The organism is Streptomyces sp. NPDC048523 (assembly GCF_043199815.1).
In the GTDB taxonomy this organism is placed as follows: domain Bacteria; phylum Actinomycetota; class Actinomycetes; order Streptomycetales; family Streptomycetaceae; genus Streptomyces.
In genome coordinates, this window is sequence record NZ_JBICWQ010000009.1 from 67,102 (window position 1) to 83,849 (window position 16,748).

Here is a 16,748-nt window from a genome sequence, read left to right on the forward strand (position 1 = left end):
TTGAAGGCATAGGGTTTCCATCGTTGTTCTTGCCTTCAGGCAGCGTTGCCGATGGCCTTAGGAGTTGAGCGTGACCAGCACAGCGCAGGCGCAGAAGTCAGGAGCCGGAACGGCTCATCCCGATCATCTCGGGCACGTCATCTTCATCGCGGCGGCGGCCGCGATGGGCGGATTCCTCTTCGGTTACGACAGCTCCGTGATCAACGGCGCGGTCGAGGCCATCCGAGGCCGCTACGACGTCGGCTCCGCGGCCCTGGCGCAGGTCATCGCCATCGCCCTGATCGGCTGTGCGATCGGCGCGGCGACCGCGGGACGCATCGCGGACCGCATCGGCCGTATCCGGTGCATGCAGATCTCGGCCGTGCTCTTCACGGTCAGCGCCGTCGGTTCGGCGCTGCCCTTCGCGCTGTACGACCTGGCGTTCTGGCGGGTCGTCGGCGGCTTCGCCATCGGCATGGCCTCGGTCATCGGCCCCGCCTACATCGCCGAGGTCGCCCCGCCCGCCTACCGCGGCCGGCTCGGCTCCTTCCAGCAGGCCGCGATCGTCATCGGCATCGCCGTCTCGCAGCTGGTCAACTGGGGTCTGCTGAACGCCGCCGGCGGTGACCAGCGCGGCAAGCTGATGGGCCTGGAGGCCTGGCAGGTCATGCTCGGCGTCATGGTGATCCCGGCCGTCCTCTACGGGCTGCTCTCCTTCGCCATCCCCGAGTCCCCGCGGTTCCTGATCTCCGTCGGCAAGCACGAGCGGGCCCGGGAGATCCTCGCGGAGGTCGAGGGCGACAGGATCGACCTGGACGCGCGCGTGGCCGAGATCGAGCACGCCATGAAGAGCGAGCACAAGTCGAGCTTCAAGGACCTGCTCGGCGGCTCCTTCTTCTTCAAGCCGATCGTCTGGGTCGGCATCGGCCTGTCGGTCTTCCAGCAGTTCGTCGGCATCAACGTCGCGTTCTACTACTCCTCGACGCTGTGGCAGTCGGTCGGCGTCGACCCGACGGACTCGTTCCTCTACTCCTTCACGACGTCGATCATCAACATCGTCGGCACCGTGATCGCGATGATCTTCGTGGACCGCGTCGGCCGCCGCCCGCTCGCCCTGATCGGCTCCGTCGGCATGGTGATCGGTCTGGCGCTGGAGGCATGGGCGTTCTCCTTCGACCTGGTCGACGGCAAGCTGCCGGCCGCGCAGGGCTGGACCGCGCTGATCGCCGCCCACGTGTTCGTCCTCTTCTTCGCCCTGTCCTGGGGTGTCGTCGTGTGGGTCTTCCTCGGCGAGATGTTCCCGAACAAGCTCCGTGCCGCCGCCCTGGGCGTGGCCGCGGCAGCGCAGTGGATCGCCAACTGGGCCATCACCGCGAGCTTCCCGTCGCTGGCCGACTGGAACCTCTCCGCGACCTACGTGATCTACACGGTCTTCGCCGCGCTCTCCATCCCGTTCGTCCTCAAGTACGTCAAGGAGACGAAGGGCAAGGCCCTGGAGGAGATGGGCTGACGGCCCCCGCGAACCCGGGGGGAGGGGCCAACACCCCGCTGCCCTTCTCCCCGAACCGTCCGCCGCCCCCGGCCCGGCAACCGCCTGGACCGGGGGCGGCGGTGTCGTACCGTACGCGGACTCACCAGACGAGGACGCCGCCGCCGATCTCCAGGGCCTTGCGGGAGCTCTCCTCGATGATCCGCAGCCGGGTGTCGATCTGGTGCCGGTGCTCCTCGACCGTCCGCGGTCGCCGAGTGCCGTGGGCGAACTCGTCGAGACGGGAGCGCAGCAGCGCCACCTCGCGCTGGAAGGCCGGCACGTCCTCGGCCTCGACATAAAGGTCGCCCTCGGCCAGTACAGGCAGGAAGCGGGCACCGAGCGAGCGCACGAACTCCGATCCCCACACCGTCGTACGCCACGACTCGAAGCCGCCGGACTGGTACACGTCGGGCGGCACGTCGAGGATCCGCCGCTTGCCGTCCGGCTCCAGGACGAACACTTCCACCAGCAGACTCATGGGCTCAGTGGAGCATCGCCGAGTCCTCGTCGGCCACTGGATATCGCCCGGCTCAGCCGCCCAGCGCCGGAAGCACGCGTTCCGCGAACAGCCGCAGGCTCCGCCACCCCTCCTCCACCGGCATCCCGCCCGCCAGCGGATGCAGGACCAGGTTGTCGAGGCCCTGCTCCACGCACTCCTCGGGCGTGAGGATCCGGTACACGCCTTCCGCGCGGAGCTCGTCCACCGACGTGGCCGCCGAGCGGACCGCCGAGCGGATGTCGCCGGACTGCCAGGAGGCGTAGGTCCGGGCCTCGTGGAGGAAGTGCTCTCCGTGACGCGCCCATGCCTCGTCCGGGTTCTCGGCGATGTGCAGCAGCGGCGTCTCGGCCGTCGGCATCATGGTCCAGCCCTCGGTGCCGTACTCGACGAGCCGTTCCTTGTAGTACGCCTCCAGCTCCGGCAGATGCGCGCTGGGGAAGAAGGGCAGGCCCAGGCGGGCGGCCCGGCGGGCGGCTGCCTTGGAGGAGCCGCCGACCAGGAGCAGGGGGTGCGGGTCGGTGAAGGGGCGCGGGGTGACCCGTACCGTACGGCCCCGGTACTCGAACTCCTCGCCGGTCCAGGCCTTCAGCAGGGTCTCCAGCAGCTCGTCCTGCAAGCGGCCCCGCCGCCGCCACTCCACGTCGAACAGGGCGTACTCCTCGGGGCGGTATCCGATCCCGGCGACCGTCACCAGCCGGCCGCCGCTCAGCAGATCCAGTACGGCGATCTCCTCGGCCAGGCGGAGCGGGTCGTGCAGCGGGCCGATCACGGCGGAGACGGTGACCGCGATGGTGCGTGTCGCGCCGAACACCGCGCCGGCGAAGGCGAACGGCGACGGCAGCCAGTTGTTGTCGACGCCGTGGTGCTCCTCGGTCTGCACGGTGGTGATCCCGTGCTCGTCGGCGTACGCGGCCATGTCCAGGGCGGCCCGGTAGCGGGCGCTGAGGGAGGCGGGCGTCGCGCCGGGCTCGACGAGGTTGAAACGGACGACCGTGACGGGCATGGGAGGTCCCCCTTCACCGGACGGGTGGTGCGGGGACGGTAGCTGACGGGACGTCAGATTGCCATGGGGTGGAACGCGTGGACGGAGGGGGAGGCCTGCGCGGGCGACCGGGTGCATGGCGAAGGGTGTCGGCCCGGGCCCGGGAGGGCACCGCGAGCGGCGAGAGAACGGCGGCGAAAGCGGGGAGGAAGTTCGCCGCTGCCGCGCAGGCACGCGTTGGAGCTGGGTCCGGCCGTGGCCCATGGCCGATACTGGGTGGGTTATGGAAACCGTCATCCTTGCTGTAGTCATCGCCGTGGTCGTGCTCGGTGTCCTCGGCGGGCTCGTCGTCGGCAGCCGACGCAAGAAGCCGCTGCCCCCGCCGCCTCCCGCCGCGCCCGACATCACCGCCCCTCCGGCCGAGCCGCACGTCGGCGACGAGGCCGAGACGCCGCGCGACGAACCGCGCCGGACCATTGAGGAGGTCGATCTCCCGGGCGGCTCGGCGCCGCCCGTCATCGAAGAGCTCCCCCCGACCGAGCTCGAAGTCCCGGAGCCCACCGCCGGACGCCTGGTCCGGCTGCGCTCCCGGCTCTCCCGCTCGCAGAACGCCCTCGGCAAGGGGCTGCTCACGCTCCTGTCGCGCGAGCACCTCGACGACGACACCTGGGAGGAGATCGAGGACATCCTCCTCACCGCCGACGTCGGTGTGGCCCCCACCCAGGAACTGGTCGACGGGCTGCGCGAGCGGGTGAAGGTGCTGGGCACCCGGACCCCTGACGAACTGCGCGGCCTGCTGCGCGGCGAGCTGCTCAAGCTGGTCGGCACCGAGGTCGACCGCTCGGTGAAGACCGAGCCCGAGGAGCGCAAGCCGGGCATCGTGATGGTCGTCGGGGTCAACGGCACCGGCAAGACCACCACCACCGGCAAGCTCGCGCGCGTGCTCGTGGCCGACGGGCGCAGTGTCGTCCTGGGTGCCGCCGACACCTTCCGGGCCGCCGCCGCCGACCAGCTCCAGACCTGGGGTGAGCGGGTGGGCGCCCACACCGTGCGCGGGCCCGAGGGCGGCGACCCCGCCTCCGTCGCCTTCGACGCGGTGAAGGAGGGCAAGGAGATGGGGGTCGACGTGGTCCTCATCGACACCGCGGGCCGCCTCCACACCAAGACCGGTCTCATGGACGAGCTCGGCAAGGTCAAGCGGGTCGTGGAGAAGCACGCTCCGGTCGACGAGGTGCTGCTGGTCCTCGACGCCACCACCGGGCAGAACGGCCTGGTGCAGGCCCGCGTCTTCGCCGAGGTCGTCGACATCACCGGCATCGTCCTGACCAAGCTCGACGGCACGGCCAAGGGCGGCATCGTGGTCGCGGTCCAGCGTGAACTGGGCGTGCCGGTCAAGCTGATCGGCCTCGGAGAGGGTGCCGACGACCTGGCGCCGTTCGAGCCGGAAGCGTTCGTGGACGCGCTGATCGGCGAGTGAGGAACCGTACGCGCGAAGAAGCGCCCGCCCCCGAGGTGCAGTCGGGAGCGGGCGCTTCGCTGTGTACGCCGTACGTCCTGCTCTGTAAGCCCTACGCCCGTGACCGGTGTGCCACGTAAGCCAGCGTGCCCAGCAGCAGACGGGCCGCCGGTGGTTGCGTCGCCGTGTCCAAGGACGGCGGCCGCAGCCACTGCGCCGGCCCCAGGCCGCCCCGGTCCGACGGCGGAGCCGTGACGTACGTGCCGGGACCCAGGCCACGCAGGTCGAGGGAGGCGGTGTCGTCCCAGCCCATGCGGTAGAGGAGTGCGGCCAGGTCGGACGCGGCGCCCGGGGCGACGAAGAACTGGGCGCGGCCCTCGGGGGTCGCGGTGACCGGGCCGAGGGGCAGACCCATGCGCTCCAGGCGGACCAGGGCGCGGCGCCCGGCCGGCTCGGCGACCTCGATGACGTCGAAGGCGCGGCCGACCGGCAGCATCACCGAGGCGCCGGGAAACTCGGACCACGCCTTGGTCACCTCGTCGAGCGTGGCCCCGGCCGGAACCGGGGGCGCGAAGTCCAGGGGGTGGGCGCCGGGGTGGCGGCAGTCCGCGCGACCGCAGGAGCAGGCGCCGGCCGAAGCACGCGCGCCGGGGACGACGTCCCAGCCCCAGAGTCCGGTGAACTCCGCGACGGCGGTGCACTCCGAGGAGCGGCCGCGCCTGCGCGTACCGGAACGGATCTCCCGAATGCCGCCGATCGTGAAGCCCATGCCCCCTCCAACGGGTTCAGCGCGCCGGTGGTTACGCCACGGACGCGGTCGGTCACTCTCCGTTTCTTCTTCCGGGTGACGGTGGCGCCCGGAAGCGCCCAGGGTGGTGTGTCGGGGCATGTGCGCCCCTGAGTGCACCGCTCCGCCCATCCCGCTCGGTCTATGTCAAGTGAATCGTGTGGAGGCGACCGTGAGTTCATTCGAAGGGGTGGCGAATGGTGGCGTTTCCGGGATCGCCGTGGCTGGACGCGTGATCGTAGGATTACTGTGAGTGCACGAGTCCTGGGGGCGCATGCACTTGCGGGTATGCCGGAGGCAAGTCGGTTCCCCGTTCGAAGGCTGACAACCGCCGGACGAACGGCCGCATTTACCGGCATTCTGTTAGGGCTTGGCGCACTCGGCGACAAGTGGTCTCAGAAGTGGGGGCGTTCCAGTGGGCGGCAACAGCGGAAGCGGGACGGGCGCCGGGAGTGCTGCGCACAGCGCCTCCCCGGCCGACAAGCGCCCCAACGAGCTGCTCACCTCCTGGTTCGTGCGCAGCGGCTGGTCGAAGGGCGAGCTCGCCCGTCAGGTCAACCGCAGGGCCCGCCAGTTGGGCGCCAACCACATCTCCACCGACACCTCGCGGGTGCGCCGCTGGCTGGACGGCGAGAACCCCCGTGAACCCATCCCCAAGATCCTTTCCGAGCTGTTCTCCGAGCGGTTCGGATGCGTCGTCTCCGTCGAGGACCTCGGACTGCGCGCCGCCCGCCAGTCACCGTCCACGACCGGGGTCGACCTGCCCTGGACGGGCCCGCAGACCGTGGCCCTGCTCAGCGAGTTCTCGCGCAGCGACCTCATGCTGGCGCGGCGCGGCTTCCTCGGGAGCTCGCTGGCCCTCTCCGCGGGCCCGTCCCTCATCGAGCCCATGCAGCGCTGGCTGGTCCCCGGCCCCGCCGCCCCCCCGCACCGGGAGCCCGACCCCGCCGCGTCCCGCCGCGCCGGCCGGCTCTCCAAGCCGGAGCTCGACCTCCTCGAGTCGACGACCGTGATGTTCCGCCAGTGGGACGCCCAGTGCGGCGGCGGCCTGCGCCGCAAGGCGGTCGTCGGTCAGCTGCACGAGGTGACGGACCTCCTCCAGGAGCCCCAGCCCGAAACCACCACCCGCCAGCTGTTCAAGGTCGCCGCCGAGCTGGCCGAACTCGCGGGCTGGATGTCGTACGACGTGGGGCTCCAGCCCACCGCCCAGAAGTACTTCGTCCTCGCCCTGCACGCCGCCAAGGAGGCCGGCGACAAGCCGCTCGGCTCCTATGTCCTGTCCAGCATGAGCCGCCAGATGATCCACCTCGGGCGGCCCGAGGACGCCCTGGAACTGATCCACCTCGCGCAGTACGGCAGCCGGGACTGCGCGAGCCCGCGCACCCAGTCCATGCTGTATGCGATGGAGGCCCGCGCCTACGCCAACATGGGGCAGCCCGGCAAGTGCAAGCGGGCGGTCCGGATGGCCGAGGACACCTTCGCCGACGCCGACGAGTGGGACGAGCCCGACCCCGACTGGATCCGCTTCTTCTCCGAGGCGGAGCTGTACGGCGAGAACTCCCACTCCTACCGCGACCTGGCCTACGTCGCCGGTCGCAGCCCGACCTACGCCTCCCTGGCCGAGCCCCTCATGCGGCGGGCGGTGGAGCTCTTCTCCGACGACGGCGAGCACCAGCGGTCGTACGCACTCAATCTCGTCGGCATGGCCACGGTGCACCTGCTGCGGCGGGAGCCCGAACAGAGCACCGTACTGGTGGAACAGGCCATGCACATCGCCAAGAAGGTCCGGTCCGAGCGCGTCAACACTCGTATTCGAAAGACGGTCGACACGGCCGTACGCGATTTCGGTGATCTCGCCGAGGTCGTGGACCTCACCGACAAGCTCGCCGTCGAACTCCCGGAGACCGCGGAAGCCGTCTGAATCCCTTGAACCCCGGCCGCGGCCGGCCCTCCCGAACTGCCCGACTCGGCTCCCCCATGCCAGGTCATCGGAAGGCCGACCGCGGCCGGTTTTACGCCTTCTCCGAAGGTTGCGCCACGATAACGATCGGCGCGGCTCATATCTGCCAGTTCATCGACGCGTAACACACGAGGCGTCTTCGTCACGGCGGCGAAACAACGAGGGGCTTCCGCCGAAACCGCGCTGCGCCAATCTCATGGCGCATAACCGGCCCACCCCTCAATCCGCTCTGGCTTCGCCCGCACGGGGCCGTACCTACGACGAGGAGACGCCGATGGCACCAGCCATCACGCTCGCCGCAGACAAGCTGTCTGTGGCCAACACAGGCTTCATGTTGATCTGTTCCGCCCTGGTGCTGGTCATGACCCCGGGCCTCGCCTTCTTCTACGGAGGCATGGTCCGCGTCAAGAGCACCCTCAACATGCTGATGATGAGCTTCATCAGCATGGGTATCGTCACGATCCTGTGGGTGCTGTACGGCTTCTCCATGGCGTTCGGTACGGACCACGGTTCGCTCATCGGCTGGGAATCCGACTTCTTCGGATGGACCGGCATCGACAAGGGCGACATCTGGTCCGGATATACGATCCCGGTTCTCGCCTTCGCCGTCTTCCAGATGATGTTCGCGATCATCACGCCGGCCCTGATAAGCGGTGCGCTCGCCGACCGCGTGAAGTTCTCCGCCTGGGCGCTCTTCGTCGCGCTGTGGGCGACGGTCGTGTACTTCCCGGTCGCCCACTGGGTCTGGGGCACCGGCGGCTGGGCCTTCGAGCTCGGTGTGATCGACTTCGCCGGTGGTACCGCGGTCCACATCAACGCGGGTGCCGCGGCACTCGGTGTGATCCTGGTCATCGGCAAGCGCGTCGGCTTCAAGCGCGACCCGATGCGCCCGCACAGCCTTCCGCTGGTCATGCTCGGCGCGGGCCTGCTGTGGTTCGGCTGGTTCGGCTTCAACGCCGGCTCGTGGCTCGGCAACGACGACGGCGTCGGCTCGCTGATGTTCGTCAACACGCAGATCGCCACCGCGGCCGCGATGCTCGCCTGGCTCATCTACGAGAAGATCCGCCACGGCGCGTTCACCACGCTGGGCGCCGCCTCCGGCGCGGTCGCCGGTCTGGTCGCCATCACCCCCTCCGGTGGTGCGATCACCCCGATCGGCGCGATCTGCATCGGCGCCATCGCCGGTGTCGCCTGCGCCGCGGCCGTCGGCCTGAAGTACCGCTTCAACTACGACGACTCCCTGGACGTCGTCGGTGTCCACATGGTCGGCGGCATCATCGGCTCCCTGCTGATCGGCTTCTTCGCCAGCGGCAAGGGCCAGTCCGACGTCAAGGGCCTGTTCTACGGCGGCAACGCGGACCAGCTCTGGAAGCAGTGCGCCGGTGTCTTCGCGGTCCTCGCCTACTCCCTGATCGCCTCCGCGATCCTCGCCTTCCTGCTCGACAAGACGATCGGCATGCGGGTCGACGAGGACGAGGAGGTCTCGGGCATCGACCAGGCCGAGCACGCCGAGACCGCATACGACTTCAGCGGCGCCGGCGGTGGTTACGACCGCAGCGCCGTGCCGACCCCGCCCGCCTCTGAGTCCAAGAAGGTGGACGCATGAAGCTCATCACCGCCGTCGTCAAGCCGCACCGGCTCGACGAGATCAAGGAAGCCCTCCAGGCCTTCGGGGTCCACGGCCTGACGGTCACCGAGGCGAGCGGTTACGGTCGTCAGCGGGGCCACACCGAGGTCTACCGCGGTGCCGAGTACACCGTGGACCTGGTCCCGAAGATCCGCATCGAGGTCCTCGCGGAGGACGACGACGCCGAGCAGCTGATCGACGTCATCGTCAAGGCGGCCCGCACCGGCAAGATCGGTGACGGCAAGGTCTGGTCCCTGCCCGTCGAGACCGCCGTACGGGTCCGGACGGGCGAGCGCGGCCCGGACGCGCTCTGACCGAAGAACAGAACAGGAGCTACTGGGTGACGAGCACGAACGTGCACAAGGACGTAGAGGACTCGGGACCCAGTGGCTATGCGGCGGCCCGGCTGCGCCTCCTCCAGGAGGAGGCGCGGTCAGGGCCGCCGCGCCGTTCCGCCCTCTCGAAACTGACGGACGACTGGCTCTCGGGTCTGTTCAGCGCGGGCGCCGAGCAGCTGCGCGGGGTCTCCCTGATCGCCGTCGGCGGCTACGGCCGCGGCGAGCTGTCGCCCCGCAGTGACCTGGACCTGGTCCTGCTGCACGACGGCAGCGACTCGGGCGCGGTCGCCGCACTCGCCGACCGCATCTGGTACCCCGTGTGGGACCTCGGCCTCGCCCTCGACCACTCCGTGCGCACGCCCGCGGAGGCCCGCAAGACGGCCGGGGAGGATCTGAAGGTCCAGCTCGGCCTCCTGGACGCCCGCCACATCGCCGGTGATCTGGGACTGACGGCGGGACTGCGTACGGCCGTCCTCGCCGACTGGCGCAACCAGGCGCCCAAGCGCCTGCCCGAGCTCCAGGAGCTGTGCGCCGAGCGCGCCGAGCGCCAGGGCGAGCTGCAGTACCTTCTCGAACCCGACCTGAAGGAAGCCCGCGGCGGACTCCGGGACGCCACCGCCCTGCGCGCCGTCGCCGCCTCCTGGCTGGCCGACGCCCCGCGCGAGGGCCTCGACGACGCCCGGCGCCGGCTGCTCGACGTCCGGGACGCCCTGCACCTGGCGACGGGCCGCGCGACCGACCGGCTCGCCCTCCAGGAACAGGACCAGGTCGCCGCCGAACTCGGCCTGCTCGACGCCGACACCCTGCTGCGGCAGGTCTACGAGGCCGCCCGGGTCATCTCGTATGCCAGTGACGTCACCTGGCGCGAGGTGGGGCGCGTGCTCAGGTCGCGTGCCGTGCGGCCGCGGCTGCGCGCCATGCTCGGCGGCGGCAAGCCGGTGGCCGAGAGGTCGCCGCTGGCCGAGGGGGTCGTCGAGCAGGACGGCGAGGTGGTGCTCGCCCGCGCCGCGCGCCCCGATCGCGACCCCGTGCTCCCGCTGCGTGCCGCGGCCGCCGCCGCACAGGCCGGACTCCCGCTCTCCCTGCACGCCGTACGGCGCATGGCGGCCGGAGTGCGCCCCCTGCCCACGCCCTGGCCCGCCGAGGCACGCGAGCAGCTCGTGACCCTGCTCGGCTCGGGCCAGCCCACCATCGACGTCTGGGAGGCCCTGGAGGCCGAGGGCCTGATCACCCAGATGCTGCCCGACTGGGAGCGGGTGCGGTGCCGTCCCCAGCGCAACGCCGTGCACATCTGGACCGTCGACCGGCACCTGATCGAGACGGCGGTCCGTGCCTCGGAGTTCACCCGGCGCGTCCACCGCCCCGACCTGCTGCTCGTCGCCGCCCTGCTGCACGACATCGGCAAGGGCTGGCCCGGCGACCACTCGGTGGCCGGCGAGATCATCGCCAAGGACGTCGCCGCGCGCATCGGCTTCGACCGCGACGACGTCGCCGTACTCGCCGCTCTCGTACGGCACCACCTGCTGCTCGTGGACACCGCGACACGGCGTGACCTGGAGGACCCGGCCACCCTGCGCTCGGTGGCCGAGGCGGTCGGATCGCAGGGCACGCTGGAGCTGCTGCACGCGCTGACCGAGGCCGACGCCCTGGCCACCGGACCGGCCGCCTGGTCGTCCTGGCGGGGCTCGCTCGTCGCCGACCTGGTCAAGCGGGTGGCCGCGGTGCTCGCCGGGGATGAGCCCGACGAGCCCGAGGCGGCCGCGCCCACCGCCGAACAGGAGCGGCTGGCCATCGAGGCGATCGCGACGGGCGGCCCGGTGCTGTCCCTGCGCGCGCAGACCGAGCCGCCCGCTCTCCCGGAGGACCAGCCGGCCGGGGATCCCGAGCCGCTCGGCGTGGAGCTCGTGATCGCCGTACCGGACCAGCCGGGCGTGCTGCCCGCGGTCGCCGGAGTACTGGCCGTGCACCGGCTGACCGTCCGCACCGCGGAGCTGAGCACCCAGGACCTGCCCGACGGCGTCGAGGGTGCCGTGCTCCTGCTGAACTGGCGGGTCGCCGCCCAGTACGGCTCGCTGCCCCAGGCGGCCCGGCTGCGCGCCGATCTCGTACGGGCCCTGGACGGCTCGCTGGACGTCGCCGGGCGCCTGGCCGAGCGGGACGCCGCCTATCCGAGGCGCCGCGGTGTCGTCGCGCCCGCCGCCCGCGTGACGGTCGCTCCGGCGGCCTCCCGGCACGCCACGGTGATCGAGGTGCGCGCCCAGGACGCCCCGGGACTGCTGTTCCGCATCGGACGCGCCCTGGAGGACGCCGGGGTGCGGATGCGCAGCGCGCACGTGTCGACGCTGGGCGCCAACGCGGTGGACGCCTTCTACGTCACCGACGGCAAGGGCGCCCCGCTCGGGGCCGGAGAAGCGGCTTCCGTGGCCCGGAAGCTGGAGGAGACCCTGCGGGGCTGACCGGGGGATCCCGGCAACGTGTGTCGCCGGGATACCCTGGAGGGCGATTCCCAGCTGCCACCGACCCCGAGGACCGCGAGCGCCGTGTTCGATACTCTTTCCGATCGCCTCTCAGCGACTTTCAAGAACCTGCGCGGCAAGGGACGGCTCTCCGAGGCGGACATCGACGCCACCGCGCGCGAGATCCGGATCGCGCTCCTCGAGGCGGACGTGGCCCTGCCGGTCGTCCGGACGTTCATCAAGAACGTCAAGGAGCGTGCCCTCGGCGCCGACGTCTCCCGGGCGCTGAACCCCGCCCAGCAGGTCCTGAAGATCGTGAACGAGGAGCTCGTCACGATCCTCGGCGGCGAGACCCGGCGGCTGCGGTTCGCCAAGAACCCGCCCACCGTGATCATGCTTGCGGGTCTCCAGGGTGCCGGTAAGACCACCCTCGCGGGCAAGCTCGGCCACTGGCTGAAGGAGCAGGGCCACTCGCCCCTCCTGGTCGCCGCCGACCTCCAGCGCCCCAACGCCGTCAACCAGCTCAGCGTCGTCGCCGAGCGCGCCGGTGTCGCGGTCTACGCCCCCGAGCCGGGCAACGGCGTCGGTGACCCGGTCAAGGTCGCCAAGGACTCCATCGACTTCGCGAAGTCCAAGGTCCACGACATCGTGATCGTGGACACCGCCGGCCGTCTCGGTATCGACCAGGAACTGATGCAGCAGGCCGCGGACATCCGCGACGCGGTCTCGCCGGACGAGATCCTCTTCGTCGTCGACGCGATGATCGGCCAGGACGCGGTCAACACCGCCGAGTCCTTCCGCGACGGCGTCGGCTTCGACGGCGTGGTGCTCTCCAAGCTCGACGGTGACGCCCGCGGTGGTGCGGCCCTGTCGATCCGGCAGATCACCGGCAAGCCGATCATGTTCGCGTCGAACGGCGAGAAGCTCGAGGACTTCGACGCCTTCCACCCTGACCGGATGGCCTCCCGCATCCTCGACATGGGTGACCTGCTCACCCTGATCGAGCAGGCGGAGAAGACGTTCAGCCAGGAAGAGGCCGAGAAGATGGCCTCCAAGCTGGCGTCCAAGAAGGGCCAGGACTTCACCCTGGACGACTTCCTGGCCCAGATGGAGCAGGTCCGCAAGATGGGCAGCATCTCCAAGCTGCTCGGCATGCTCCCGGGCATGGGCCAGATCAAGGACCGGATCAACAACCTCGACGAGCGGGACGTCGACCGCACGGCCGCCATCATCAAGTCGATGACCCCGGCCGAGCGCGCCGACGCCACGATCATCAACGGCTCGCGCCGTGCCCGTATCGCCAAGGGTTCCGGCGTCGAGGTCAGCGCGGTCAAGAACCTCGTCGAGCGGTTCTTCGAGGCCCGCAAGATGATGTCGCGCATGGCTCAGGGCGGCGGGATGCCGGGTATGCCCGGGATGCCGGGCATGGGCGGCGGCCCCGGCCGCGCCAAGAAGCAGCAGAAGAAGGCCAAGGGCAAGCAGCGCTCGGGCAACCCCATGAAGCGCAAGCAGCAGGAGGCCGAGGAGGCCGCGCGCAAGGCCGCGGGCGCTCAGGGCGGAGGCGCCTTCGGCGTACCCGGTCAGCAGGTCCCGCAGGACTTCGAACTGCCGGACGAGTTCAAGAAGTTCATGGGCTGAGCGCGCCTGTGCGTGTGCCGGCGTGACCGACGGCGACATACCGCCGCAGGTCACCCGGCGCGGCGAGGAAGCCGGCGGCTAGGGCACCCGTGCGACCAGGTACCGGAAGACGTTCGGCATCCATACCGTGCCGTCCCGGCGCTGGTACGGATGCAGGGCTTCCGTGACCTCCTTGTCCACCTGGGCCCGGTCGGTCGCCTCGATGGCCGCGTCGAAGAGCCCGGTCGACAGCAGGCCCTTGAGCGCGCTGCCGAGGTCGGCGTAGCCGAAGGGGCAGGACACCCGCCCCGAGCCGTCGGGCCGCAGGCCGGCCCGCTGGGCGACCTCCTCCAGGTCGTCACGCCGGGCCGGACGCCAACTGCCCGTGCCCCGCAGCGGATCCGCCAGCTTGGTGGCCACCCGAAGCACGGACGACGTGGCGCACCTTTCCGGCGGACCCCAGCCGACGAGCGCCACGGGCGCCCCCCGCTCGGCGAGCGGAGTCGCCGAGCCGAGAAGCTCACCGAGGCCCTCCGAGTCGCCCGCGAGACCCCCGATCGGCTCGAAGGCGGTCACGAGGGTGTACGGGGCGGTCCCGTCGTCGGCGGCGTCCCCGGGCGCTCCCTCGACGAGCCTGGTGCCTGCCCCCGCGCGCGTGCCCCGGGCCTCCGGCAGCAGCCGCTCCCGTGCGAGCGCCAGCCGTTCGGGGGAGGAGGCCTCGACCCCGGCGACCGCGGCGCCCCGGGAGGTGGCCATTAACAGCGCGAGCCCGCTGCCGCAGCCAAGGCCCAACAGCCGCGTCGCGGGGCCCACTTCCAGTCGCTCGTAGACGGCCTCGTACAGCGGAACCAGCATCCGCTCCTGGATCTCGGACCAGTCACGCGCGCGTGCACCGAGGTCCGCACGGAAGGTGTGTCCCGCCGAGGGCAGGTGCTGCCGCACGAGCGTAGGTGTCATGGATAAGCGCCCCAATCCGCCGAGAGTTGACTCTGTGCCCGATTCCGTGGCCCCCGTGACGTGCGCTCGCACTTCCCCCGTATGCCAGGTAACTCCGCACTCGACCGCGCGTCCAGAGGCAGAAGGGCCCTGTTGCTGGTTGGCATGTGCCGGGGAAAAGAATTCACATCCCGGCAACGTGCGCCCGTACCATCGCGCCATGGCAAAGGCACCTGTTCTCACACCCCGGGCGGACGACTTCCCGCGCTGGTACCAGGATCTGGTCGGCAAGGCCGAACTGGCCGACAACGGTCCGGTGCGCGGCACCATGGTCATCCGACCGTACGGGTACGGGCTGTGGGAGCGGATGCAGGCCGAGATGGACGCCCGGATCAAGGCGACGGGGACGCAGAACGCGTACTTCCCGCTGCTGATCCCGCAGTCGTACCTCACCCGTGAGGCCGACCACGTCGAGGGGTTCGCGCCCGAGCTCGCGGTCGTCACCCACGGCGGCGGCAAGGAGCTGGAGGAGCCCGCGGTCGTCCGCCCCACCTCCGAGATGATCGTCAACGACTACTTCTCGAAGTGGGTGCAGAGCTACCGCGACCTGCCCCTGCTGATCAACCAGTGGGCCAACGTGGTGCGTTGGGAACTCCGGCCCCGGCTCTTCCTGCGCACGACGGAGTTCCTGTGGCAGGAGGGCCACACCGCGCACGCCACTGAACAGGACGCGCGCGAGTTCGCCTCGCACATCCACCGGCAGGTCTACGAGGACTTCATGACCGACGTCCTCGCCATAGACGTCGTCGCCGGCCGCAAGACCGTCAAGGAGCGCTTCGCCGGCGCCGTCAACACCCTCACGCTCGAAGGCATGATGGGCGACGGCAAGGCCCTCCAGATGGCGACCAGCCACGAGCTGGGCCAGAACTTCGCCAAGGCCTTCAACACCTCGTACCTCTCGAAGGACGGCACCCAGGAACTCGTCTGGCAGACCTCCTGGGGCTCCACCACCCGCATGATCGGCGCCCTGGTGATGATGCACGGCGACGACAACGGCCTGCGTGTCCCGCCGCGGCTCGCGCAGACCCAGGTCGTCGTGCTCGCCATCAAGGGGGACGAACCGGTTCTGGCCAAGGTCCGCGACATCGGCGACCGGCTGAAGGCGGCGGGGCTGCGCGTCCACGTCGACGACCGCACCGACACCCCCTTCGGCCGCCGCGCGGTCGACTGGGAGCTCAAGGGCGTGCCGATCCGCGTCGAGATCGGGCCCCGTGACCTGGAGAGCGGCACCGCGATGGTGGCCCGCCGCATTCCGGGAGGCAAGGAGGCGGTCGCCGTCGACGATCTCGTACGACTGCTCCCGGCCGTCCTGGAGGAGGACCAGGCGCTGCTGCTGGCCCAGTCCCGCGAGCGCCGCGAGTCCCGCACGGCCGACGTGTCGACGTTCGACGAAGCCGTCGAGGCCGCCGTCGCCGGCGGCTGGGCCCGGATCCCGTGGGCCACTCTCGGCGAAGACGGCGAGGCCAGGCTGGCCGAGCACGCGGTGACCGTACGCTGTCTGGTCGCCGAGGACGGGTCGGTGCCGGGAACCGACGACGCCCCCGGTAACGTCGCAGTTGTCGCACGCGCTTACTGAGGCAGCGCCTTCCGGTGCGAGAGCGACCGAAACGCCTCTTGCGCACCCGCGGATCACACTCGCACCGGCGCGTGGACACGATCTACGCGCCGGGGCGTACCTCACACTACGCACCACCTTGTGGCGAGCTGTGAGGCTTCTCCGCAGATCAGCGCACCCGCCCTCGTCTCCACGCATCAGTCGCAACTGACGGGTACGTGCAAATTATTTGGGATGCCCCGGAATAGGAACACAGCGGCACCCTGGCTCGTTGTCATTACGTGAGCACGACACAGACACCACCTGTACTCGCCGCAGAGCTGGCAGAGGCGTGGGCCGACATTCAGCGGTACCACCCCGAACTGCCGGACCTTGCCGCGCCAGAGTCCCTGATCGGGGAGTCGTCGTCCGCGTGCGGTCACGAGCTCTCCTTCGAGCGACTGCTTCACGAGGCAGTCCACGGCATCGCCGCCGCGCGAGGCATCCGCGACACCTCCCGCGCCGGCCGCTACCACAACCGCAGATTTCTCGCGATCGCCGAGGAGATGGGCCTGGACCACCCCGAGGAACCGCATCCGAGCAGCGGCTTCTCCCTGGTCACGCTCACCCCCGAGGCAAAGCGCCGGTACCGCCCGACCATCGAGCGGCTCCAGCGCGCCCTCAAGGCCCACACGGCGGCGACCTCCGCCGACACCGCCCGCTCCTTCCGGGGTCCGGCGGCGCGTCACGGCTCTTCCGGAGGCGGGGTCCGGGTCAAGGCGGTCTGCGACTGCGGCCGCAATGTGCGGGTCGTCCCCTCCGTCCTGGCCCAGGCGCCGATCGTCTGCGGGGGCTGCGGGAAGCCGTTCCGCATTCCCGACATCGTGGGCGCGGCGGCGAGCTGAGACCCGGCTGCTCGTGGCAGCCGCGGTCCTGCCCGGGGGCACCCGGAGTGCCGGGTGCCCCTCAGGCATGCTCGTGCGCGG

Annotated in this window: 13 protein-coding genes; 9 read left to right on the plus strand and 4 right to left on the minus strand. The window is 70.7% G+C overall.

The window, feature by feature from the left end; translation table 11 throughout:
* Nucleotides 1-70 precede the first annotated feature (70 nt).
* Nucleotides 71-1,489, plus strand: coding sequence for a sugar porter family MFS transporter (locus ACGFWE_RS35840; RefSeq protein ID WP_393604277.1), 1,419 nt, complete (start codon nucleotides 71-73; stop codon nucleotides 1,487-1,489).
* Nucleotides 1,490-1,610: 121 nt separating this feature from the next.
* On the opposite strand, the gene ACGFWE_RS35845 is transcribed toward ACGFWE_RS35840, so the two are convergent.
* Both ACGFWE_RS35845 and ACGFWE_RS35850 read right to left on the minus strand, forming a co-directional pair.
* A complete protein-coding gene (locus tag ACGFWE_RS35845; protein ID WP_393604279.1) occupies nucleotides 1,611-1,988 on the minus strand; it encodes a hypothetical protein in 378 nt (125 codons plus the stop codon).
* Nucleotides 1,989-2,040: 52 nt separating this feature from the next.
* Nucleotides 2,041-3,012, minus strand: coding sequence for an LLM class flavin-dependent oxidoreductase (locus tag ACGFWE_RS35850; protein ID WP_393604281.1), 972 nt, complete (start codon nucleotides 3,010-3,012; stop codon nucleotides 2,041-2,043).
* A 262-nt stretch (nucleotides 3,013-3,274) separates the two neighbouring features.
* Between ACGFWE_RS35850 and ftsY the strand changes: the two genes are divergently transcribed.
* Nucleotides 3,275-4,468 (plus strand): signal recognition particle-docking protein FtsY, encoded by a 1,194-nt coding sequence (ftsY, locus tag ACGFWE_RS35855; protein ID WP_352389417.1) that lies wholly within the window; start codon nucleotides 3,275-3,277, stop codon nucleotides 4,466-4,468.
* Nucleotides 4,469-4,559: 91 nt separating this feature from the next.
* Here ftsY and ACGFWE_RS35860 read toward each other — a convergent pair whose 3' ends face one another.
* A complete protein-coding gene (locus tag ACGFWE_RS35860; RefSeq protein WP_393604283.1) occupies nucleotides 4,560-5,216 on the minus strand; it encodes a bifunctional DNA primase/polymerase in 657 nt (218 codons plus the stop codon).
* A gap of 433 nt (nucleotides 5,217-5,649) precedes the next feature.
* On the opposite strand from ACGFWE_RS35860, the gene ACGFWE_RS35865 reads away from it, so the two are divergent.
* The 5 genes from ACGFWE_RS35865 to ffh all read left to right on the plus strand — a co-directional run bounded on the left by ACGFWE_RS35865 (nucleotide 5,650) and on the right by ffh (nucleotide 13,253).
* A complete protein-coding gene (locus ACGFWE_RS35865; protein ID WP_393604285.1) occupies nucleotides 5,650-7,155 on the plus strand; it encodes a hypothetical protein in 1,506 nt (501 codons plus the stop codon).
* Between the two features lie 313 nt (nucleotides 7,156-7,468).
* Complete coding sequence (locus ACGFWE_RS35870) at nucleotides 7,469-8,800, plus strand: ammonium transporter (RefSeq protein ID WP_352389420.1); 1,332 nt, start codon at nucleotides 7,469-7,471, stop codon at nucleotides 8,798-8,800.
* Nucleotides 8,797-9,135, plus strand: a complete 339-nt coding sequence (locus ACGFWE_RS35875; RefSeq protein WP_003997576.1) for a P-II family nitrogen regulator — start codon at nucleotides 8,797-8,799, stop codon at nucleotides 9,133-9,135. The genes ACGFWE_RS35870 and ACGFWE_RS35875 overlap by 4 nt, the downstream gene beginning before the upstream one ends.
* Before the next feature lie 26 nt (nucleotides 9,136-9,161).
* Complete coding sequence (locus tag ACGFWE_RS35880; RefSeq protein ID WP_393604287.1) at nucleotides 9,162-11,615, plus strand: [protein-PII] uridylyltransferase; 2,454 nt, start codon at nucleotides 9,162-9,164, stop codon at nucleotides 11,613-11,615.
* Between the two features lie 84 nt (nucleotides 11,616-11,699).
* On the plus strand, nucleotides 11,700-13,253 hold the full coding sequence (gene ffh, locus ACGFWE_RS35885; RefSeq protein ID WP_393604289.1) for a signal recognition particle protein: 1,554 nt from the start codon (nucleotides 11,700-11,702) through the stop codon (nucleotides 13,251-13,253).
* A gap of 78 nt (nucleotides 13,254-13,331) precedes the next feature.
* Here the strand turns inward: ffh and ACGFWE_RS35890 are convergent, their stop codons facing one another.
* A complete protein-coding gene (locus tag ACGFWE_RS35890) occupies nucleotides 13,332-14,189 on the minus strand; it encodes an SAM-dependent methyltransferase (RefSeq protein ID WP_393604291.1) in 858 nt (285 codons plus the stop codon).
* Between the two features lie 199 nt (nucleotides 14,190-14,388).
* Between ACGFWE_RS35890 and proS the strand changes: the two genes are divergently transcribed.
* Complete coding sequence (gene proS, locus ACGFWE_RS35895; protein WP_393604292.1) at nucleotides 14,389-15,804, plus strand: proline--tRNA ligase; 1,416 nt, start codon at nucleotides 14,389-14,391, stop codon at nucleotides 15,802-15,804.
* A gap of 260 nt (nucleotides 15,805-16,064) precedes the next feature.
* Nucleotides 16,065-16,667 (plus strand): hypothetical protein, encoded by a 603-nt coding sequence (locus ACGFWE_RS35900; protein WP_125189668.1) that lies wholly within the window; start codon nucleotides 16,065-16,067, stop codon nucleotides 16,665-16,667.
* Nucleotides 16,668-16,748: the final 81 nt, after the last annotated feature.